Source organism: Streptomyces sp. NPDC049954 (assembly GCF_040656295.1).
Classification (GTDB): domain Bacteria; phylum Actinomycetota; class Actinomycetes; order Streptomycetales; family Streptomycetaceae; genus Streptomyces.
In genome coordinates this window covers 22,470-42,057 of the sequence record NZ_JBFALS010000014.1, presented here as the reverse complement: position 1 = coordinate 42,057, position 19,588 = coordinate 22,470, and the positions used below count along the sequence as shown (strand labels likewise).

At 71.3% G+C, this 19,588-nt stretch carries 17 protein-coding genes, 1 tRNA gene and 1 riboswitch; of the genes, 10 read left to right on the top strand and 8 right to left on the bottom strand.

Going from position 1 to position 19,588, the window contains the following annotated elements:
- Positions 1–8 precede the first annotated feature (8 nt).
- From AB0J21_RS27140 to bcp, 4 genes are all read right to left on the bottom strand, one after another.
- On the bottom strand, positions 9–353 hold the full coding sequence (locus AB0J21_RS27140; RefSeq protein ID WP_363148740.1) for a hypothetical protein: 345 nt from the start codon (positions 351–353) through the stop codon (positions 9–11).
- A tRNA-Leu gene (locus AB0J21_RS27135) sits at positions 326–412 on the bottom strand. The genes AB0J21_RS27140 and AB0J21_RS27135 overlap by 28 nt, the downstream gene beginning before the upstream one ends.
- 137 nt (positions 413–549) lie before the next feature.
- A complete protein-coding gene (proP, locus tag AB0J21_RS27130) occupies positions 550–2,046 on the bottom strand; it encodes a glycine betaine/L-proline transporter ProP (protein WP_363148739.1) in 1,497 nt (498 codons plus the stop codon).
- A gap of 93 nt (positions 2,047–2,139) precedes the next feature.
- Positions 2,140–2,619 carry a thioredoxin-dependent thiol peroxidase gene (gene bcp, locus AB0J21_RS27125; RefSeq protein WP_363148738.1) on the bottom strand — a complete coding sequence of 160 codons (480 nt, stop codon included), beginning with the start codon at positions 2,617–2,619 and terminating at the stop codon, positions 2,140–2,142.
- 289 nt (positions 2,620–2,908) lie between these two features.
- On the opposite strand from bcp, the gene AB0J21_RS27120 reads away from it, so the two are divergent.
- The 3 genes from AB0J21_RS27120 to AB0J21_RS27110 all read left to right on the top strand — a co-directional run bounded on the left by AB0J21_RS27120 (position 2,909) and on the right by AB0J21_RS27110 (position 4,179).
- Positions 2,909–3,244 (top strand): DUF3618 domain-containing protein, encoded by a 336-nt coding sequence (locus AB0J21_RS27120; RefSeq protein ID WP_363148737.1) that lies wholly within the window; start codon positions 2,909–2,911, stop codon positions 3,242–3,244.
- 89 nt (positions 3,245–3,333) lie between these two features.
- Positions 3,334–3,675 carry a co-chaperone GroES gene (locus tag AB0J21_RS27115; RefSeq protein ID WP_363148736.1) on the top strand — a complete coding sequence of 114 codons (342 nt, stop codon included), beginning with the start codon at positions 3,334–3,336 and terminating at the stop codon, positions 3,673–3,675.
- Positions 3,676–3,762: 87 nt separating this feature from the next.
- A riboswitch (guanidine-III (ykkC-III) riboswitch) is annotated at positions 3,763–3,826 on the top strand.
- A 32-nt stretch (positions 3,827–3,858) separates the two neighbouring features.
- Positions 3,859–4,179, top strand: a complete 321-nt coding sequence (locus AB0J21_RS27110) for a multidrug efflux SMR transporter (protein ID WP_363148735.1) — start codon at positions 3,859–3,861, stop codon at positions 4,177–4,179.
- A 121-nt stretch (positions 4,180–4,300) separates the two neighbouring features.
- Here AB0J21_RS27110 and AB0J21_RS27105 read toward each other — a convergent pair whose 3' ends face one another.
- On the bottom strand, positions 4,301–6,889 hold the full coding sequence (locus AB0J21_RS27105) for a transglycosylase domain-containing protein (protein ID WP_363148854.1): 2,589 nt from the start codon (positions 6,887–6,889) through the stop codon (positions 4,301–4,303).
- A 961-nt stretch (positions 6,890–7,850) separates the two neighbouring features.
- Between AB0J21_RS27105 and AB0J21_RS27100 the strand changes: the two genes are divergently transcribed.
- From AB0J21_RS27100 to AB0J21_RS27085, 4 genes are all read left to right on the top strand, one after another.
- Positions 7,851–8,594 (top strand): ABC-2 family transporter protein, encoded by a 744-nt coding sequence (locus AB0J21_RS27100; protein ID WP_363148853.1) that lies wholly within the window; start codon positions 7,851–7,853, stop codon positions 8,592–8,594.
- A gap of 109 nt (positions 8,595–8,703) precedes the next feature.
- A complete protein-coding gene (locus tag AB0J21_RS27095) occupies positions 8,704–9,480 on the top strand; it encodes an ABC transporter permease (RefSeq protein ID WP_363148852.1) in 777 nt (258 codons plus the stop codon).
- Between the two features lie 73 nt (positions 9,481–9,553).
- Entirely contained in the window at positions 9,554–10,591 is a 1,038-nt protein-coding gene (locus AB0J21_RS27090; protein WP_363148734.1) for an ATP-binding cassette domain-containing protein, read from the top strand.
- Positions 10,592–10,750: 159 nt separating this feature from the next.
- The gene (locus tag AB0J21_RS27085; protein ID WP_363148851.1) at positions 10,751–11,443 is read left to right on the top strand and encodes a DUF1707 domain-containing protein; all 693 of its coding nucleotides are present in this window, start codon (positions 10,751–10,753) and stop codon (positions 11,441–11,443) included.
- A gap of 41 nt (positions 11,444–11,484) precedes the next feature.
- Here AB0J21_RS27085 and AB0J21_RS27080 read toward each other — a convergent pair whose 3' ends face one another.
- Positions 11,485–12,804 (bottom strand): SGNH/GDSL hydrolase family protein, encoded by a 1,320-nt coding sequence (locus AB0J21_RS27080; protein ID WP_363148733.1) that lies wholly within the window; start codon positions 12,802–12,804, stop codon positions 11,485–11,487.
- Between the two features lie 260 nt (positions 12,805–13,064).
- On the opposite strand from AB0J21_RS27080, the gene AB0J21_RS27075 reads away from it, so the two are divergent.
- Both AB0J21_RS27075 and AB0J21_RS27070 read left to right on the top strand, forming a co-directional pair.
- On the top strand, positions 13,065–14,552 hold the full coding sequence (locus AB0J21_RS27075) for a DUF445 domain-containing protein (protein WP_363148732.1): 1,488 nt from the start codon (positions 13,065–13,067) through the stop codon (positions 14,550–14,552).
- Positions 14,553–14,916: 364 nt separating this feature from the next.
- Entirely contained in the window at positions 14,917–16,455 is a 1,539-nt protein-coding gene (locus AB0J21_RS27070; protein WP_363148731.1) for an MFS transporter, read from the top strand.
- A gap of 77 nt (positions 16,456–16,532) precedes the next feature.
- Here AB0J21_RS27070 and AB0J21_RS27065 read toward each other — a convergent pair whose 3' ends face one another.
- Both AB0J21_RS27065 and AB0J21_RS27060 read right to left on the bottom strand, forming a co-directional pair.
- On the bottom strand, positions 16,533–18,311 hold the full coding sequence (locus tag AB0J21_RS27065; protein ID WP_363148730.1) for a discoidin domain-containing protein: 1,779 nt from the start codon (positions 18,309–18,311) through the stop codon (positions 16,533–16,535).
- A gap of 172 nt (positions 18,312–18,483) precedes the next feature.
- Positions 18,484–19,116, bottom strand: coding sequence for an MFS transporter (locus tag AB0J21_RS27060; RefSeq protein WP_363148729.1), 633 nt, complete (start codon positions 19,114–19,116; stop codon positions 18,484–18,486).
- Positions 19,117–19,245: 129 nt separating this feature from the next.
- Between AB0J21_RS27060 and AB0J21_RS27055 the strand changes: the two genes are divergently transcribed.
- The gene (locus tag AB0J21_RS27055) at positions 19,246–19,554 is read left to right on the top strand and encodes a hypothetical protein (RefSeq protein ID WP_363148728.1); all 309 of its coding nucleotides are present in this window, start codon (positions 19,246–19,248) and stop codon (positions 19,552–19,554) included.
- Positions 19,555–19,588 lie beyond the last annotated feature (34 nt).

The window sequence follows — 19,588 nt, the reverse complement described above, 5'->3', positions numbered from 1 at the left end:
AACAGTGGTCAGGTGCGTACGTCCCGTTGCTGCACTTCCTTGAGGACCGCCGCCACCGTGGCGACGTCGTTGTCCACGTGAAGCACCGTGTGTCCGTGACGGACGGCCGTCGCACACACCAGGAGGTCGACGGCTCCGGCGGAGCGGTGCTGCGCTCGCTGGGTGAGCTTGTACTGCGCGGTGTCGACCCAACGCCACGCGTTCTTGGGAACCGGCGAGAGGTGGCAGAGCGCGTTCCTCGCGCGCGAGACAGGCCACGTGCGGAGGGGGTGAGGTGATGTCGCGTCGATGCAGCAGGCCGGCCGCGGTTTCTGTCCGGGGAAGCTGGTGCGGTCGGTGGGACTCGAACCCACACGGGATTTCTCCCACTCGGACCTAAACCGAGCTCGTCTGCCAGTTCCGACACGACCGCATGCCGCCAGAGCTTACTAGGGCCTGTGCGGAGTTGTCCCGCGGCGTCAGGGGCTGAACACGCGTGCTCGCGGCGTCGTCGAAGCGCCCCGTACCTCACCGGTACGGGGCGCTCCGCTTGTTTCTGGCGGGGAAGGGTCAGAACTTGGGGTCCGGGGTCTGGGCGTGGACGAGTTCTGCCGCCTCCTCCTCCGTTTCCACCGAGGGGTAGGAGCCGGCCAGGGGCTGGTTCGCCGTTTCCTTCATGCACAGGACGGCGATCACGCCGACCACGGCGGCGGCCGTCGCGTAGTACGCGGGCATCAGGTTGGTGCCGAAGACGCTGATCAGGGCGGTGATGACGAGGGGGGTCGTGCCGCCGAAGATCGAGGTGGAGAGGTTGTAGCCGACCGACAGGGAGCCGTAGCGGACGTGGGTCGGGAACATCGCGGGCAGGGCCGCCGACATCGTGCCGAGCATCGCGACGAGGGACAGGCCGAGCAGGAGCAGGCCCGCCGAGATCGCGAAGACGTTGCCGATCCGGATGAGCAGGAAGGAGGGGACGGAGAGGAACAGGAAGCCCAGCATGCCCGTCATGAGCAGCGGTTTCCTGCCGAAGCGGTCCGAGAGCCTGCCGACCTGGTTGATCAGGCACATCTGGACGACCATCACGAGCAGCAGGATGAGCAGCCCGTGGTTGGTGGCGTAGCCGAGTTCGTCGGAGAGGTACGTCGGCATGTACGACAGCAGCATGTAGTCGGTGATGTTGTACGCGGCGACGAGGGCGATGCACAGCAGCAGCGAGGGCCAGTACGTCGTGAAGATCTTGCCGAGGTCGCCCTTGGCGGAGGTCTCGACGGGGTCGGCCGCTTCGCTGGCGGTGACCTTGCCGCCTTCCAGTTTCTGGAAGGCGGGGGTCTCGTCGAGCTTGAGCCGCAGGTAGAGGCCGATGAAGCCGAGGGGGGCGGCTGCGAGGAAGGGGATGCGCCAGGCCCAGCCCTGCATCGTGGACTCGTTGAACACGGTGGTGAGGATGACGACGAGGCCGGAGGCGCCGACGTAGCCGGCGAGGGTGCCGAACTCCAGGAAGCTGCCGAAGAAGCCGCGTCGTTTGTCGGGGGCGTACTCGGCGATGAAGGTGGAGGCGCCGCCGTACTCGCCGCCGGTCGAGAAGCCCTGGACCAGGCGGAACAGGATGAGCAGGACCGGTGACCAGAAGCCGATGGAGGCGTAGGAGGGGACGAGGCCGATCGCGAAGGTGCCGATCGACATCATGATCATGGTGATGGCCAGGATGCGCTTGCGGCCGACTTTGTCGCCGAGGGGGCCGAAGACCATGCCGCCGAGGGGGCGGACGAGGAAGGCCACGGCGAAGGTGGCGAAGGAGGAGAGGAGCTGCGCCGTGTCGTTGCCCGAGGGGAAGAAGACCTTCCCGAGGGTGGACGCGAGGTAGCTGTAGATGCCGAAGTCGTACCACTCCATCGCGTTGCCGAGCGCGGCGGCCTTGGTGGCGCGTTTGACCGCCGCGTCGTCGGTCACGGTGATGTCGCTGCGGCGCAGTTTGGGGTTGCGCCGTTTCTCGATCGCGCGGAACAGCACCCGGTGGCGTCTGACCGCGGCAGGGTCCACCGACTCGTCGTTGTCGGTCGCCGCCATGACGGTGTTCCTTTCCCTGGACTTGTTTCCAAGCAGAACACCTGCGCACTTCTGGCGCCCTCAAACGGACTCCTTCACCACGCGTATGTGTGGTTACGCGGCGTCACTGATTCCGAGGTCTTTGATGATCTTCGCGACGTGTCCGGTGGCTTTGACGTTGTAGAGGGCGCGTTCGACTTTTCCGTCTTCGTCGACGACGACGGTGGAGCGGATCACTCCGGTGACGGTCTTGCCGTAGAGCTTCTTCTCGCCGAAGGCACCGTACGCCTCCAGGGTCTCCTTGGAGGGGTCGGACACCAGCGTGACCTGGAGGTTTTCCTTTTCGCGGAATTTTCCGAGCTTCTCGGGCTTGTCGGGGGAGACGCCGATCACGTCGTAGCCGTGTCCGGAGAGGAGTTCGAGGTTGTCGGTGAAGTCGCAGGCCTGCTTGGTGCAGCCGGGGGTGAGGGCGGCGGGGTAGAAGTAGACGATCACTCTGCGTCCCCGGTAGGAGGAGAGGGAGATCTCCTTGCCGTCCGCATCCGGGAGGGTGAAGTCGGGGGCGGTGTCGCCGGGCTGGAGGCGCTCGCTCATCGAAGGCTCCTTGTTGTTCGTGCTGCTGTGGGGTTGCTGGTCCTGCGGTCCGGTGTGCGGCGTGGTCCGGTGTGCGGGGTGCTTCGGCTCACTCGTCCGGCGTGATGCCGCTCGTTCGGGGTACGGGACCGAGCCTAAGCGAGGTCCTGGGTGCCTCCGGAGGCTTTCTGGTGCTCTCGGGAGGGGTGCCGAGGGGTGCGAGTGGTCGTGAGCTGACAGACTGTCGAGCATCACAGGCTTTACGGGCGCCCTGCGCTGGGACCCGGAACACGACGACGGAGGCAACGCGGTGTCGGAAGCGGATGCCAGGACCCCTGCGGAGATCGAGGCGGACATCAAGCGCCGGCGTGTGCTGCTGGCGGAGACCCTCGACGAGATCGGGGTGCGGGTGCACCCGAAGACGATTGTGGGTGACGCGAAGGCGAAGGCCGCCTCGAAGGTGGACGCGACGCTCGGGCGGGCGTACGTGGGGGTGAACCGTGCGGTGACGGGGGCGCGGTCCCGGTTCGTGACGGAGGACGGCCGGCCGCGGCTGGAGCGGATCGTGCCGGTGGCGCTGGTCGCGGCCGGGGTGGTCGGTCTTCTCGTGGTGTCGTCCTCGCGGCGGGGTGAGGGGAAGCGCTGAGTGCGTCGGGTGCGCCGGAGGGTGGCCGGCCGGCGGCCGGTTGTGACCCTCCGGCGTACAGGCGTGTCCGGGGCAGGTAGGTTCGGGGCGTGAGCGAGAACACCCACGACGACAAGCTGCCCATCCGGATGCTGCACGACCGGGTGCTGGTGCGGACCGACATCCCGGAGGGGGAGCGGCGTTCCACCGGGGGCATCGTGATTCCGGCGACGGCTGCGGTGGGCCGTCGGCTGGCCTGGGCCGTGGTGGTCGCGGTCGGTCAGAACGTGCGCACGGTGGAGCCGGGGGACCGGGTGCTGTACGACCCGGAGGACCGGGCCGAGGTGGAGGTGCGGGGGGTGGCCTATGTGCTGATGCGGGAGCGGGATCTGCACGCGGTGGCTGCGGACCGTTTCGAGGGCGCGGAGGACTCGACGGGTTTGTATCTCTGATCGGGCTGTATCTCTGATCGGGCTGTGTCCCTGAGGGGCCGCGCGGGCCGGGGTGGGTGACGGAGGTCACCGGCCCCGGCTTCGTCGTGTTGCTACCTTGGGGTTGTCCCGACGAGACGCGCCGTACCGGGTCAGGCAAAGACGACGCACCCCCTTGGTTTCTCTTGTGGAGGTCTCGTCGTCATGGCCTGGGTCTGGATTGTCGTCGCCGGTCTGCTGGAGGTCGCGTGGTCGATCGGTATGAAGTACACGGAGGGTTTCACCCGGTTGTGGCCGAGTGTGTTCACGGGTGCCGGGATCGTGGCCTCGATGGTGTTGCTCGCGCACGCGGCGAAGACGCTGCCGATCGGTACGGCCTACGGGGTGTGGGTCGGGATCGGTGCGGCGGGTGCGGCGGTGCTGGGCATGGTGGTGCTGGGTGAGCCGGCGACGGCGGCGCGGATCTTCTTCATCTGTCTGCTGGTGGTCGCGATCGTGGGGCTGAAGCTGACTTCGGGGCACTGACGGGGTGCCCGGCCCGTTGTGGCGGGAACGCGCGCGTGACAGCGGGCCGGGTGTGACAGGAGGGGCCCCGCTGGTGGTGCGGGGCCCCTCCTTCCGTGTGCCGGGGTGTGCCCGGTGGGGGTCAGCCGAAGAGGTTGCCTCCGGTGCCGGGGATTCCGCCGTTGGGTGTGCCGGTTCCGCCTGCGGGGTCGCCGCCGGTGGCGGTGCCGCCCTGGCCGTCGGTGGTTCCGCCGTCGGTGGGTCCGCCTGCGCCTGCGGGGTCGCCGCTGGTCGCGGTGCCGCCCCCTTGGCCGTCGGTGCCGGTGCTCGTCCCGCCGTCCGCCGTGCCGCCGCCGGTCTGGTCGCCGGGCGGGGTGGTGTCACCGCCGGTGGTGGTGCCGTCGGTGCCGGGGGCGGTGTTCCCGCCGTCGTCGCCGCCGGTCTGTCCGCCGTCGGTGGTGGCCGGGGGCCGGCTGCCTTCCGGGTCACCGGTGGTGCCCTGGTCCTGGGAGGGCGGGGAGGGGCTGACGGGCGGTTTGGACGCGGCGCCCTTCTGGAGGCGCAGGTCGAATTTCTGCGCGGTCTTGCCCTTGAGGGCGTCGCCGACGTACTGGGCCCAGATCTCCGCGGGCGGCCCGCCGCCGTTTATGCGGGCCTGGCCGAGGGCGCCGTACAGCGGTTTGTGCACGGCGGTCTTGGGGTCCTGGCCCATGACGGAGACGACGGTCGCGAGGTCGGGGGTGTAGCCCGCGAACAAGGCGGCCTGGTCCTCCTCGGCGGTGCCGGTCTTGCCGGCGGCGGGGCGGCCGGCGGCCTTCGCGGCGGTGCCGGTGCCGGACTCGACGACGCTCTGGAGGATCGCCGTCGTGGTGTCGGCGGCCTGCCGGGTGACGGCCTGCGTCGTGGACTGGTGCGGAAGGTCGACGTTCTCGCCGTTCTTGTTGACGACCTTCGCGACGATCGAGTACGGGATGTGCTTGCCGTGGTTGGCGAGCGTCGCGTACGCCTGGGTCATGTCGAGGACGCTGGCGTTGGCGGTGCCGAGCGCGATCGACGGGTAGGCGTTGAGCTCCGGGGTGTTCTTCGGCAGGCCCAGGGCGACGGCCGTGTCCTTGACCTTGGCGGGGCCGACGTCGGTGGCCATCTGCGCGTACACCGAGTTGACGGACTTGTCGGTGGCGACGCTGACGGGGATCTGGCCGTAGGAGCGGCCGTCCTCGTTCTCCGGGGCGTAGCCGCCGCCCCCGGGGCCCTGGACGGGCCGTTTGCTGGTCCCGTCGTACACCGTGTTCGGGGTGATCGTCTGGCCGCTCTGGGCGCGGGAGGCGTTCTGCACGGCGGAGGTGAAGACGAAGGGCTTGAACGTGGAGCCGACCTGGAAGTCGGTGCGGGTCGCGTTGTTCGTGAACTGCTGGACCCAGTCGATGCCGCCGTACATGGCGAGGACGTGGCCGGTCTTCGGGTCGATGGACACGCCGCCGGCCCGGACGTTCTTGTCGGCGGCGCGGTTCTTCTTGTCGAGCTGGTCGACCAGTTTGTTGTCGACGGCCTTGACGAAGGCGTCCTGCTTGGGCTTCTGGATCGTGGTGGTGATGCGGTAGCCCTGGTTGGCGAAGGCGTTCTCGTCGACGATGTCGTGGTCGAAGAGGTAGTCCTTGACCGCTTCGACGAGGTAGCCGCGCTGTCCGGAGAGTCCGGCCGAGGAGTTCTTCTGCTGGATGGGGTCCTTGAACTTGGCCTCGGCGCGGTCGGCGGCGGTCATCCAGTGCTTGCTGACCATGCCGTCCATGACGTAGTTCCAGCGGGCCACGGCGCGCGGTTTGTTGGCCGGGTGGGTGGTGACGTCGTACGCCGAGGGGGCGTTGAGCAGCGCCGCGAGGTAGGCGCCCTGGGGGATGGTGAGCTCGTCGACGTCGACGCCGTAGTACGCCTGGGCGGCGGCCTGGATGCCGTAGGCGTTGCGGCCGAAGTAGCTCGTGTTGAGGTAGCCCTCCAGGATCTCGTCCTTGGACTGCTGCCGGTCGAGCTTGATCGAGATGAAGAATTCCTTGGCCTTGCGGGTGACGGTCTGGTCCTGGTCCAGGTAGTAGTTCTTCACGTACTGCTGGGTGATGGTCGAGCCGGACTGCTTGCCCTTGCCGGTGAGGGTGTTCCAGGCGGCCCGCACCATGGCCTTCGGGTCGACGGCCGACTCGGAGTAGAAGTCGCGGTCCTCGGCGGCGAGCACGGTGTGCTGGATGCGCTTGGGGATCTTGGAGAGCTTGACGTTCTGCCGGTTCGTCTCGCCGTCGCGGGCGAGCGGGGTGCCGTCGGCGTACAGGTAGACGTTGCTCTGCTGCTTGGCGGCGGCGTTTCCGGCGGGGATGTCGACGGTGGCGTAGCCGATGGCGAAGCCGCCGACGATCACGACGATCAGGAAGAGGAGACCGCCGAGCGTCATCCGCCAGGTGGGGAAGAGCCGTCGCCAGCCGTGCCGTTTGCGGGACTTGCGGCCTTTGGGCTTCTTCCCGCCGCCGCCCTCCGCGCCTTCTCCGCCTTCTCCGCCCGCTCCGTGCGGTCCCTGCGGGCCGCCGGGGCCGTCGCCGCCGGGTCCGCCGGGGCCACTGGCGCCGCCGGCGCCCGCGCTCGCTCCTCCGGTCGCGGCGAAGGCCGCCGTGGTCCCGGGGGACCGGCCGGGGGTGCGGTTGCCGGGCTTGCGGCCCGCGCCGCGCGCCGCCCCGGCCGGGGGCATCGCGCGCAGCTGGGTGGTCTTCTCCATGGGCGCCTCGACGGGGGCGCCGGCGGGAGGCGTGGGCTGCTGAGGCTTTTCGGACTTCTCGGGTTGCTCGGGCTTCTCGGGTTGCTTGGACTTCTCGGGCTGCTTGGGCTCCTGGGCTTTCGGGGAGCCCTTCGCTGAGTCGCTCGCGGAGTCCTTCGCGGAGCCCTTGGTGTCCTCGGCCGGCCTGCCCGCCTTCGGGACCGCCGGGTTCCCGGTGGTCTTCGCGGTGGTCTTCGCGGCAGCGGGGGCCGAGGGCTCGGGGGCCTCGGTCTCCGCCTTCGCGGGCGTTACGGGCTTACCGGGCGTCCCGGGTCCGGATGCGGCAGGCTTCCCGGATTTCGCGGGTGCCTCGGCTGTCGCCGCTGTCGCCGGCGCCTCGGGCTTCGCGGCGGCCTCTGCCGGTGACGTCCGTTCAGGCTTCGGCTCGGGCTTCGTCTTCGGCCCCGTCTCCGGGAGTGGCTTCGCCGCCGGTTCCGGTTCGGTCCTCGCCGGCTGTTCGTTCTCCCGCCGCTCCTCGTCCGGTTTCGCGGACCTCTGGGCGGGTGTCCTGTTCCTGGAGCTGTTCGAGTTCCCTTCCGATGCGTCCGGCCGGGCGGTCCTCCCGGCCTCGTGCTGCCGGGGCGGCCGGCTGCTTCCGGTGTCCTGGCCGTCGCCGTGCTGCGGCTCGTCGGTCATGTCGTGCGGAACTCCTGCTTCGCTTCGTGCACCCCGGTGCCCACTCTCGCACTGCCCAAGCGCCGGTTCGTCTGCGGATCGCGGCCGTGTCCGGTCCGGAACGGCCTTCCTCCTGTTAAAACGCGTGGCGACGCGTTCCGGCTCCCCCATAAGCTCGTGACCTTTGGCTCACGGAGAGTGGAGAGGAGGTGTCGTGGGGACAGGACGGTTGTACGCGGTGATCGCGGCGGGCGGTTTCCGGCGTCATGCGACGTATCGCATGGCGACGTTCGCCGGGGTCTTCACCAACACGGTGTTCGGGATCATTCTCACCTACACCTACATGGCTCTGTGGCACGAGCGCCCCCAACTCGGCCAGTACGACGTCGCGCAGGCCCTGACCTTCGTGTGGATCGGCCAGTCGGTGCACATGACGGTGATGCTGATGGGCGGCGGTTTCGAGAACCAGCTCATCGAGCGGATCCGTACCGGGGACATCGCGATCGACCTCTACCGGCCCGCCGACCTGCAGATGTGGTGGCTGGCCGGCGAGGTGGGGCGGGCCGCGTTCCACCTGCTGGGACGGGGTCTCGTGCCGATGCTCGTCGGGGCCCTGCTGTTCGATCTGGCGCTGCCCGCCTCGCCCGGCAGGTGGCTCGCGTTCCTCGTGGCGCTCGCGTTCGGGGTCGTGGTGAGTTTCGCGATCCGCTATCTCGTGGCGCTGGCCGCGTTCTGGTTGCTGGACGGGTCCGGCGTCACCCGTTTCGCCTCACTCGTGGCGATGTTCTTCTCGGGGATGATGCTGCCGCTGAACGTGTTCCCCGGTGCGCTCGGGGACGTGGCGCGGGTGCTGCCGTGGTCGACGATGATGCAGGTGCCCGCCGACGTCCTGCTCGGCCGGCACCAGGGCGCCGGCCTGCTGGCGACGTACGGGTTCCAGGCCGGGTGGGCGGTGCTGCTGCTCGCGGCGGGCCGGCTGCTCCAGGGCGTGGCGACGCGCAGGGTGGTGGTCCAGGGTGGCTGAACTGACACGTTCGGGGGAGTACCTGGCGTCCGGTCAGGGGCCCGCGGGCGAGGGCGGGGCCGGGGAGCCGGGGCGGGCGCGGGTCGCCACCGGGGTGCGGGCGTACTGGATGATCTCGGCGATGTGGGTGCGTTCCGCGCTCGCCTATCCGGCGTCGTTCGTGCTGATGGCGCTGGCCGCGTTCGCGGTGACGGGGCTCGACTTCGTGGTCATCCTGCTGATGTTCTCGCGCGTCGACGTGCTCGGCGGATACGGGCTCGGTGAGATCGCCTTCCTGTACGGGATCTCGTCGACCGCGTTCGGGCTGTGCGATCTGCTGCTGGGTTCGATGCGGCGCCTCGGGGACCGGGTGCGGGACGGCACGTTCGACACGCTGCTGGTGCGGCCCGCCCCGGTGCTCGTGCAGATCGCGGCGGACCAGTTCTCGCTGAACCGGCTCGGCCGGATCGCGCAGGGCCTGTTCGTCCTGGGCTACGGGCTGTGCGCGGTGGACGTCCAGTGGGGCGTGGTGAAGGTCGCGGCGGTGCCGTTCATGGTGCTGAGCGGGGCGGGGATCTTCGCGGCGGTGTACGTCGCGGGCGCCGCGTTCCAGTTCCTCGCGCTGGACGGGGCGGAGGTGGAGAACGCGTTCACGTACGGCGGTCAGACGATGCTCCAGTACCCGCCGACGCTGTTCACCACGGACGTGCTGCGGGCGGTCACCTTCGTGCTGCCGCTGTCCTTCGTCAACTGGGTCCCGGCCGCCTACGTGCTGGGGCGTCCGCTGCCGCTGGGGCTGCCCGGCTGGTGCGCGCTGCTGCCGCCGGTGGTGGCCGTGGTGTGCCTGTCGCTGGCGGGGCTCGCGTGGCGCGCGGGGCTGCGCTCGTACCGCAGTACCGGCAGCTGAGGACGTGAGCGGGGGAGAGACGGGGAGGCGTGGCGGGAGATGCGTGGTGGGAAGGCGAGAGGCGGGAGTGGCAGTGACGGTGGCTGAGGCGGGAGCGGGCGGCGGCCCGGTGGCGGGGGACGAGGACTTCATCGTCCTGGACGGTTTGGAGAAGGTCTTCGACGTGCGGCGCAGGACGGGTTTCCTGCGGTACGAGCGGCGCGAGGTGCGGGCCGTGGACGGGATCTCGTTCCGGGTGGCGCGCGGTGAGATGGTCGGCTACATCGGGCCCAACGGTGCCGGCAAGTCCACGACGATCAAGATGCTGACCGGCATTCTCACGCCGAGCGGCGGCCGGCTGCGGGTGGCCGGTCTGGACCCGGCGCGCGAGCGGACCGGGCTGGCGCGCAGGATCGGCGTGGTGTTCGGGCAGCGTACGACCCTGTGGTGGGACCTGCCGCTGATCGACTCGTACCGGCTGATGCGGCGCATGTACCGGGTCCCCGACGCGCGGTACCGGGCGAACCTGGAGCGCTGCGTCGAGCAGCTGGATCTGGCCGCGCTGCTGGACGTGCCGGTGCGGCAGTTGTCGCTGGGGCAGCGGATGCGCGGGGACATCGCGGCGGCGCTGCTGCACGAGCCCGAGGTGCTGTACCTGGACGAGCCGACGATCGGCCTCGACGTCGTGTCGAAGGCGAAGGTGCGGGAGTTCCTGCGCGAGCTGAACACCGGGACCGGTACGACGGTGCTGCTGACCACGCACGACCTGACCGACATCGAGCAGTTGTGCCGCCGCGTCATGGTCATCGACCACGGCCGGCTCGTGTACGACGGGGGGCTGGCCGGTCTGCACGAGGCGGGGGAGAGCGAGCGGACCCTCGTCGTCGACCTGGAGCGTGAACTGCCGGCGATCGAGCTGCCCGGGGCGCGGACCGTGCGGGTCGAGGGGCCCCGGCAGTGGCTGGCCTTCCCGGCGGCGGACTCGGCGGCGCCGCTCGTGGCGCGGATCGCGGCCGGCTACCCGCTCGTGGACCTGTCGGTGCGGGAGCCGGACATCGAGGCGGTGATCTCCCGGATGTACTCGGAGCGGGTCCCGAGCCCGAGTCCCAGTCCCGGCCCGGGCACGGGGTAACCCTCGTGGCCGGGGGCCTCGCCCTTCTAAGCTGGGTCCATGAGTGATGAGTGGTCCGAACCACCCCGAATGAACAAGGCACTTGAGAGATCCGGGGGTCCCGCCGTCCCCGGCCGCGGGGACGGTCCTGGCACTTCGCCGGCCGTCGCGCGGGCCGGGCTGCGGGCCTCCGACGCCGACCGGGACCAGGTCGCCGAACTCCTGCGTGAGGCGGTGGCCGAGGGTCGGCTCGACATGGAGGAGTTCGACACCCGGCTCGGCGCCGTTTACCGGGCACGGACGTACGGGGAGCTGGAGCCGCTGACCCGCGACCTGCCGGTGGCCTCGGGCGCGCCGTCCGCCGGGGCGCGACCTGCCGTCGGTGACGACTGGTCGCGGCGCGTGGGCCGGGAGCCGGGTTCGCGTGGGGCCTTCGCGCTGTTCGGCGGGTTCCGGCGCTCGGGTCGCTGGGTGGCGCCGAAGGTGTTCACCGCGTTCGCGATGTGGGGCGGCGGTGAGATCGACCTGCGCGAGGCGGATTTCGAGGGGCGCGAGACGGTGATCCGCTGCTTCACGATCTGGGGCGGCATGGCGGTGATCGTGCCGCCGGAGCTGAACGTCCGGGTCACCGGTATCGGCTTCATGGGCGGCTTCGGCGGCGACCGGGTGCAGGAGGGCGAAGCCGACGCCCCGCAGGTCACGGTCACCGGCTTCGCCCTGATGGGCGGTGTCGGCGTCAAGCGCAAACTGCGCAAGGCCGAGAAGCGGCGCCTCAAGGAACTGGAGCGAGAACGGGAGCGGGAGCTGGACCGGGACTGGGGCCGGGACCGTGACCGGGAGAGGCGGGAGGGGCAGGCGGCGGGCGAGCGGTAGGACCGCGACCGTGCCCGCGACCGCCCCGCCCCACCTCGCGCTCAGAGCTGTGCGGGGGCCGCGCCCTTCAGGTCGGCGAGGTTCACCGTCAGCGCCATCCGCTGGTAGCCCTCGTCGGTGAGGTGCAGGTGGTCGCCCGAGTCGTAGACCGCGCGCAGCCGGGTGGGGGCGGCCGGGTCGCGTACGGCGCGGTCGAAGTCTGCGTACGCGTCGAAGATCCGGCCAGTGCGGATCTCGGCGTTGACGGCCTGCCGTACGTTCTCGGTGCGCGGGTCCCAGCCCCGGTGTCCCTCGAACGGCATGAGCGTCGCGCCGACCACGTGCAGGCCCTTCGCGTGCGCCCGCGCCACCAGCTCCCGCAGGCCCTGGGTGATGCGCCGTGCGTCCATCTGCTGCGGCGGGCGGATGACGTCGTTGATGCCGAGGTCGATGAAGACGGACTTGACGCCGGTGCGGCCCAGGACGTCCCGGTCGAAGCGGTCGAGGGCGCTCGGGTTGTCGGCGGGCCGGCCGGTGCCCGGGAGCAGGACGCGGTTCCCGCTGATGCCGGCGTTGACGACGCTGTAGCGCGGGGCGCCCTGTTCGGTGCGCAGCCGCTGCAGGAGGTAGTCCGTCCACCGGTGGTTGGCGCCCATGGTGGAGGTGATGCCGTCGGTGAGCGAGTCGCCGAGCGCCACGAGGGTGCCCTGCGCCTGGTCGCTGAGCACGTCCACGGCCGTCAGGTAGCGCCAGAACGGAGTCTGCTCGGTGTAGGCGCCGCCGTCCGGGTCGGTCGTGCGGTCGCCGTTCGCGAGGTAGCTGATCTGGCGGGCGTGCGCGTGGAAGGTGACGGGGCCCGACGGGGTCGGCGAGTACGTCGTGACGAGGAGGTCGGCGCCGTGCGGTACGGCCATCCGGACCGCGTCGCTGACGGTCTGTCCGCCCGCCGGGATCACGACGCCCGTGCTGCCGTTGAAGGTCAGGCGGTGCATGGTGCCGGTGGCCGCCGTCGGGTTGCTGGGCGCGGCGGCCACGGCGATCGTCGCGCTGGACACGGACAGCGGCTGCTGCCCGTACAGGTTGGAGAGGGTGATGCGGGCCGCCTCGCCGCCGAGGCCGGTGCGCACCACGTTGCGGATCGAGCGGCCGGCGAAACCGGTCATCTCGGTGCCGGGTTCGGCGCCGCCGGGCGCGGCGGACCAGGCGCCGATCCAGGTGCCCGCTGAGGCGGGCGCGGCGGATCCGCGCGGGTGCGGGGCGGCGCTCAGCGTGTCCTGGGTGGTGCTCCCGCGACCGCCCGCGAGGGCGTGGACCGCGGCGGACACCAGCACCACGAGCGCGGCGACGGTGGCCAGCACGACATAACCGTGACGCTTGGTCATGCGCGTTGTTTTCTCCTCGGACAGGGGGAGCCCGAGGCTCCGGTCGGACAGTCCCATGATGCGACACGGGCGGGTGGCTGCCGTGCGCATCCCCCCGTTCCGACAGACGCCGTAAACCGAAGATCCGTTCCCGGGCGGGGCAGGACGGGGACAATGCGTACCGGCACCATGGGGACGAACCATGAGGCCACGGCGGCGGTACGGGCCCGGGAAACGGGGCACGGACGACGCGAAGGGACAGCGAGCGGAGGGCCGGGCGGATGAGCGGTACCGAGGACGGTGAGGCGAAAATCACGGGAGCGCGCACCCGTGGAGGGCCTTTGCCGGTCGCGTCGGGTGGATCGGGCGGAACGACAGCCGGATCGGGCGGATCAGCGGGACTGAGTGGACCGGGCGGACGGGGAGGGGCGGGCGGTGGCGGTGCCTCGCGGGGTGGTCCCGCGCGGGGTGGCGGTGCGTCCGGTGCGTCCGGGGGTGGTCGCAGTCCGGTCGACCTGACGCCCGCCGACGAGGAGAAGCGGCGCGGGGTGCGCCGCATGAAGGCGTTCGCGGGCGGGCTGCTGCTGTTCGTCGCGGTGGTCTACGCGCTCGCGACCTGGGCCGAGCACGCGGGGGCCGGTTCGTGGGCCGGGTACGTCGCGGCGGCGGCCGAGGCGGGCATGGTCGGCGCGCTCGCCGACTGGTTCGCGGTGACCGCCCTGTTCCGGCATCCGCTGGGCCTGCCGATCCCGCACACCGCGATCATCCCGCACAAGAAGGACCAGCTCGGCGCGTCCCTCGGCTCCTTCGTCGGGGAGAACTTCCTCTCCGCCGACGTCGTACGGGACCGGCTGCGGGCCGTCGGCATCGGCGGCCGCCTCGGCACGTGGCTCGCCGAACCGGCGCACGCCGACCGGGTCACCGCCGAACTCGCCACCGCCCTGCGCGGGGCGCTCACCGTGCTGCGCGACTCCGACGTGCAGGCCGTCGTCGGGGAGGCGATCACCCGGCGCGCCTCCAGCCAGGAGGTGGCGCCCGGCATGGGCAAGCTGCTGGAGCGGATCGTCACGGACGGCGGGCACCGCAAGCTCGTCGACCTCGTGTGCGTACGCGCCCACGACTGGCTGGTGCTGCACGGCGACCAGGTGATGGACGCCGTGCAGGGCGGGGCGCCCGGCTGGACGCCCCGCTTCGTCGACAAGCGGATCGGTGAGCGGGTCTACAAGGAGCTGCTGCGGTTCGTCACCGAGATGCGGGACATGCCGGGGCATCCCGCGCGCGGTGCCGTCGACCGGTTCCTGACGGACTTCGCGGGCGACCTCCAGTCCGACCCGGAGACCCGGGCGCGGGTGGAGCGCCTCAAGAACGAGGTGCTGGGGCGCGGCGAGGTGCAGGACCTCATCGCGTCGGTGTGGACGGCGGTCCGGCAGATGATCGTGGCCGCCGCCGAGGACGAGCAGAGCGAACTGCGGCTGCGGGTGCGGGCCTCGCTGCTGTCGCTGGGCGCGCGGCTCGCGGGCGACGACCGGCTGCGCGCCAAGGTCGACGGCTGGGTCGAGGGCGCGGCCGTGTACGTCGTGACGACGTACCGGGGTGAGATCACCTCGCTCATCACGGACACCGTGGCCGGCTGGGACGCCGAGCACACCTCGCGGAAGATCGAGGCGAACATCGGCCGCGACCTCCAGTTCATCCGGATCAACGGCACGGTGGTCGGTTCGCTCGCGGGCCTGGTGATCTTCACGGTGTCGCGGGCGCTGGGGGCCTGAGGGGCCGGGCCCGCAGCGGCAGGGCGCCGGGGTCCGCTTCGGCCCCGGCGCCGCGCGCGTTCCCCTCGTGTGGGTGAGTGTCACCGCGTGTGCGGCGGCGGCGCCAGGGCACCTGGCGGATATTGGAATCCGTCTGCGGTCCCCGCAGTGTTGCGCCCGCCCGGACGAGGAGGTAACCGCCGTGACGACCCCCGCCGCATCGGAGGAACCCGGAAGCAGGGATCAGGGACCGGGCGGAGGGCGGGGCGGAGGACCGGGCGGAGCCGGAGGCGGGAGCGGGGGCGGGCCGGGGGACGGCCGGGGCCCGGGTCGCGGTCGCGAGCACTCTCCTGCGGGGGCCGGTGGCCGTGACGCGCGGGACGAGGTGGCCGCGCCCGGCGACTCCGGGCTCGGCGTCATCACGACCGCCGTACCGGCCCGGCTGGACCGGCTGCCGTGGTCGCGCTGGCACTGGATGATCGTCATCGGCCTCGGCACGGTGTGGATCCTGGACGGCCTCGAAGTGACGACGGTCGGCAATATCGCGAGCCGCCTCTCGGAGGACGGCTCGGGGCTGGCCATCACCTCCGCGCAGGTCACGGGCCTGGCCGCCGCCCTGTACGTGGCCGGTGCCTGCACGGGCGCGCTGTTCTTCGGCTGGCTCACCGACCGGTTCGGCCGCAAGAAGCTGTTCATGGTGACCCTCGCCGTGTACCTGGCGGCGACGGCGATGACCGGTCTGTCCTTCAGCCCGTGGTGGTTCTTCGTCTTCCGCTTCCTCACCGGTTTCGGCATCGGCGGGGAGTACGCGGCCATCAACTCCGCGATCGACGAGCTGATCCCCTCGAAGTACCGGGGCCGCGTCGACCTCATCATCAACGGCAGCTACTGGCTGGGCGCGGTCGGCGGGGCGCTCCTGTCGATCGTCATGCTGAACACCGACTACTTCCCGAAGGACCTCGGCTGGCGCCTCACCTTCGCGCTCGGTGTCGTCCTGGGCCTGGTGATCCTCCTCGTACGGCGGCACGTGCCGGAGAGCCCGCGCTGGCAGTTCATCCACGGCCACGGCGAGGAGGCCGACAAGCTCGTCGGCTCCGTCGAGCGGGAGGTGGAGAAGGAGAAGCACGAGAAGCTGCCGCCGCCGGCCGGGGAGATCACGATCCACGAGCGCAAGAGCATCGGCTTCGGGCTCATCGCGAAGACCGTGTTCCGCAGCTACCCCAAGCGCGCCGTGCTCGGACTGTCCCTCTTCATCGGGCAGGCGTTCCTCTACAACGCGATCACCTTCGGCTTCGGCGCGATCCTCACCACGTTCTACGACGTCAAGAGCGGCCACACCGGCTACTACTTCGCGGTCATCGCGGCGGGCAACTTCATCGGCCCGCTCGTCCTGGGCAAGCTGTTCGACACGATCGGGCGGCGCGTCATGATCGCCGGCACGTACATCCTGCCGGGCATCCTGCTGTTCGTCACGGCCTGGCTCTTCGACCGGGGCTCGCTCAACGCCAACACCCTCACCGCGTGCTGGTGCGTCGTGCTGTTCTTCGCCTCGGCCGGGGCGAGCAGCGCGTACCTGACGGTGTCCGAGGTCTTCCCGATGGAGACCAGGGCCATGGCCATCGCCTTCTTCTACGCGATCGGCACGGCGGCCGGCGGGATCAGCGGCCCGCTCGTCTTCGCCGACCTCACCGAGTCGGGCGTCCCCGGCGACACGGCCCTGGCCTTCTGCATCGGCGCGGGCCTGATGTGCGCGGCGGGCGTCGTCGCGGCCTTCCTCGCCGTCAACGCCGAACAGCGCTCCCTGGAGGACATCGCGACCCCGCTCTCCCAGACGGAGCAGCGGAACGGGAACGGGGGCGGGGGCGGAACCGGGAAGCGGCCCGGTGGTGGCGGCCCGGCGCCCGTGGGCGGTGCGGCGGGCTGACCGGGCGGGACGCGGCGGGCCGGGCCGGCGCGGAGACGCCGGCCCGGCCGAAGGGCGCGGGAGGGGACCGGAGGGGCTCAGCCCGCGTACACCGACAGGCCGGAGAGCTGGGCGGCCGGCCAGCCCGTGTTCCCCGTGAACCGCACCCGTACGTACCGGGCGGTGGCCGGCGAGGCGAGTTGCACGGTCACCGTGTTGCCCTTCGCCGGGTCGAAGACGCGGCCCGCCGAGGCGGACAGCGAGGAGAACGCGGCCCCGTCCGCCGAACCCAGTACCTCCAGCGTCTGGGTACGGGTGGCCCACGCGGGGTCCGGCGGCAGGGCCAGCACCAGCCGCTGCACGGGCCGGGCGGTCCCCAGATCGACCTGGACCCACTGCGGGAAGGCCCCGTTGGCGCCCTCCCAGTACGAACGGTCGTCACCGTCCACCGCGTTGGCCGCCCCGTACTGCTGCGTCTGACTGCTCGCGCTCGCCGTGCCCCGCAACGCCAGGTCCCCTTTGGGTACTTCGGGAGTGGTGCCGCCGGTCACGGGCTGCGTGGGACGTACGGGGGTGAGCGGGATCTCGCCGCGCAGCAGCCGGCCGCCGTCCCCGGTCAGCCGCAGGTAGTAGTCGCAGGAGCAGGGCGTGCCGTCCTCGTCGAGCGGCCTGATGCCCGAACCCGCGGGCACCTGCGAGGAGTTCTCGGCGGTCTTCGCGATCTGGTTGCCCTCGTTGTACTCGTCGAACATCGAGACGTAGATGCCCTGCACGCCGACGCGCTTCATGTTGTAGAACTGCCGCCACATGAAGTCGCCGTGCGCCCGGTGACCGGACTGGAGGTCGCCCGGCAGGACGCAGGGCTGGTAGTCGACGCCGTGCGCCTCGCACTCCGCCTGGTCGGGGGTGTTGACGTTGGCGTAGAAGTTGTCGGCCTCGGCGACCGAACCGATCCGGCCCACCATCCACGGCGACAGCATGTCCAGCGCCCGGTACACCTCCGTGTAGCCGGGCCGGGAGTCCTCGACGCCGCGCCGCCAGTGCGTGGGCACCCCACCCATGACGTAACAGCCCTGCGCCTTGAACCAGTTGACGACGTCCAGGCACACCTCGGCCGGCCACGCCTTGTTGGCCTCGTTGAAGCCGAAGCCCCAGATGCCGACGACCGGCTTCCCGTTCTGCCGCGCGTACGCCGGGGACTCCGTGTACGCGCGCATCTTCGCGGTCCAGTCCGCCTTCATCTCCGGCTGCATGTCCGTCCAGCCGGTCGCGTCGTACATGACGTAGAACTTCACGCCGGCCCGTTCGGCGGCCGCGCGCACCTTCGCGGCCATCGCGTCCCGCGTCGCGCCCTCCCCGCCGTTGGGGTTGAACCGCTGGAGCGCCGCGGTGTCGATCCCGTACTGCCGCATCCAGCCGAAGTGCGTGTCCACGGTCTGCTGGTCGTACGAGGAGAACAGCGTGGCCGGCCGCCCGTCGCCGAGCGCCGGATGGGCCGTGCGGTACGTGTGCGTGTAGTCGCGTACGTCGGGCCAGCTCACGATCGCCGTATTGCCCGGGGACGGCGACTGCCCCCAGTTCTGCGCCCAGTGCCACCAGCCGTCGACCGGAGCGCCGTCGCCCGAGCACGCGAACCAGCCCTGGTAGCCGACGGTGATCTTCCCGACGACGTCCCCGGGCGGGGAGGCGGAGGGGGACGCGGCCGGGGCGGCCTCGGCGGCGCGCGCCGTCCCGGCGGTCGCGACACCGGCCACCGTGGTCCCGGCGGCGGCCAGCGCCCCGGCGAGCACGGTACGTCTGGCGACGCGGAGAGGGGTGTGCGTGCCTGTGTCCGCGCTGGTGTCCGGGCCTGGGCCTGTGCTGGTACCTGGTGCCATGGGGGTGGTCCTCGCAATCGGCTCTGGAGGTGGGGGTGTTGCGGGGAGGTGCACGGGGCGGGGCGGGGATGACGGGGCAGGGGGACGAGCGGCCTCGGGGAGACGGGTGCGTGAGACCGCCGCGTGAGGTGCCTGAGCGCGGTGCCTGGGATGCGGTGCGGTGCGGGACAACCTAGGGACGGTGAGTCGCGCCGACAAGACGAGTGACCGCAATTCCTGGACTCCTGAGCACAATTCGCGGGGCACGTGACGCAAAATCATTGCTACCGGTGCGTGTTGCGTCGCCCGCCGAGGCCGCCGGGTCCGTCCTCGGCCCTCGTTCCGTACGCACGGCGAGGGACAGCAGGGCCGCCCCCGCGCACAAGCCGCCGACCGTGACCCACACCGGGTCGTAGCTCCCGAACACCTCGCGCGCCGCACCCCCGGCCCAGGCGAGCAGCGCGGCCCCGAGCTGGTGCGCGCCGTTGACCCACCCGAAGACGACCGGCCCCTCGGCGCCGAAACGGCTGCGGCACAGCGCGATCACCGGCGGCACGGTCGCGACGTCCAGGGCCCCGAAGACGGCCGAAAAGAAGAGGAGTCCCGGATCGACGGTGGCGCCGAGCAGCAGCGGAAGCACACACAGGACGAGGCCGCGCGAGGCGAGGACACCGCCGAGCAGCACGCGCGCGTCGAACCGGTCGGTGAGCCGGCCCGCGCCCAGCGTCCCCACGACATTGCAGAACCCGACCAGGGCGAGCAGCGAGGAGGCCGTCGTCGCGGGCATCCCGTGGTCGTGCGCGGCCGGGGTGAAGTGCGTCCACATGACCCCGTTCGGGGCCCCGGCAGGACCCGTGACCCGGGGGATTAACCTCGGACGAAGCAGGACACCACCCCCGCATCTGGACGGCGACCCCGTACGGCCCGCCCAGGGCACACACGACGGAGGCCCCCGATGCCCAAGATCCCCACGGCCCCGACCGCGGCAGCCGGCCTGCTCGGCGGCTACGCCACGGCCCGCTGGACGAAGAACCGCACACTCGGCGGCGCCGTCCTCGCGGCAGCCGGCACGATCACCCACCTCCAGTGGCGCCACACCCACGGCCCCCGCACCGCCACCGCCCTGACCGCCACCTACCTCACCGCCTTCGGCGCCTCCCACCCCCTCGCCAAAAAACTCGGCGCCTGGCCCTCCGTCCTCGCGGTAACCGCCGTCGTGGCGGGGGCGGCTTGGGCGGGGGCGGACCGCAAGCGGGAAGCGTAAGCAGACCGCTCCCCGTCCGCGACGACCCGCAGCC

Coding starts and splice junctions, on each gene's coding strand:
- proP (WP_363148739.1), bottom strand. CDS start 2,046: ATGGCGGCGACCGACAACGACGAGTCGGTGGACCCTGCCGCGGTCAGA.
- bcp (WP_363148738.1), bottom strand. CDS start 2,619: ATGAGCGAGCGCCTCCAGCCCGGCGACACCGCCCCCGACTTCACCCTC.
- AB0J21_RS27100 (WP_363148853.1), top strand. CDS start 7,851: ATGGCGACGTTCGCCGGGGTCTTCACCAACACGGTGTTCGGGATCATT.
- AB0J21_RS27080 (WP_363148733.1), bottom strand. CDS start 12,804: ATGACCAAGCGTCACGGTTATGTCGTGCTGGCCACCGTCGCCGCGCTC.
- AB0J21_RS27095 (WP_363148852.1), top strand. CDS start 8,704: ATGATCTCGGCGATGTGGGTGCGTTCCGCGCTCGCCTATCCGGCGTCG.
- AB0J21_RS27060 (WP_363148729.1), bottom strand. CDS start 19,116: ATGTGGACGCACTTCACCCCGGCCGCGCACGACCACGGGATGCCCGCG.
- AB0J21_RS27105 (WP_363148854.1), bottom strand. CDS start 6,889: ATGCCCCCGGCCGGGGCGGCGCGCGGCGCGGGCCGCAAGCCCGGCAAC.
- AB0J21_RS27075 (WP_363148732.1), top strand. CDS start 13,065: ATGAGCGGTACCGAGGACGGTGAGGCGAAAATCACGGGAGCGCGCACC.
- AB0J21_RS27110 (WP_363148735.1), top strand. CDS start 3,859: ATGGCCTGGGTCTGGATTGTCGTCGCCGGTCTGCTGGAGGTCGCGTGG.
- AB0J21_RS27055 (WP_363148728.1), top strand. CDS start 19,246: ATGCCCAAGATCCCCACGGCCCCGACCGCGGCAGCCGGCCTGCTCGGC.
- AB0J21_RS27065 (WP_363148730.1), bottom strand. CDS start 18,311: ATGGCACCAGGTACCAGCACAGGCCCAGGCCCGGACACCAGCGCGGAC.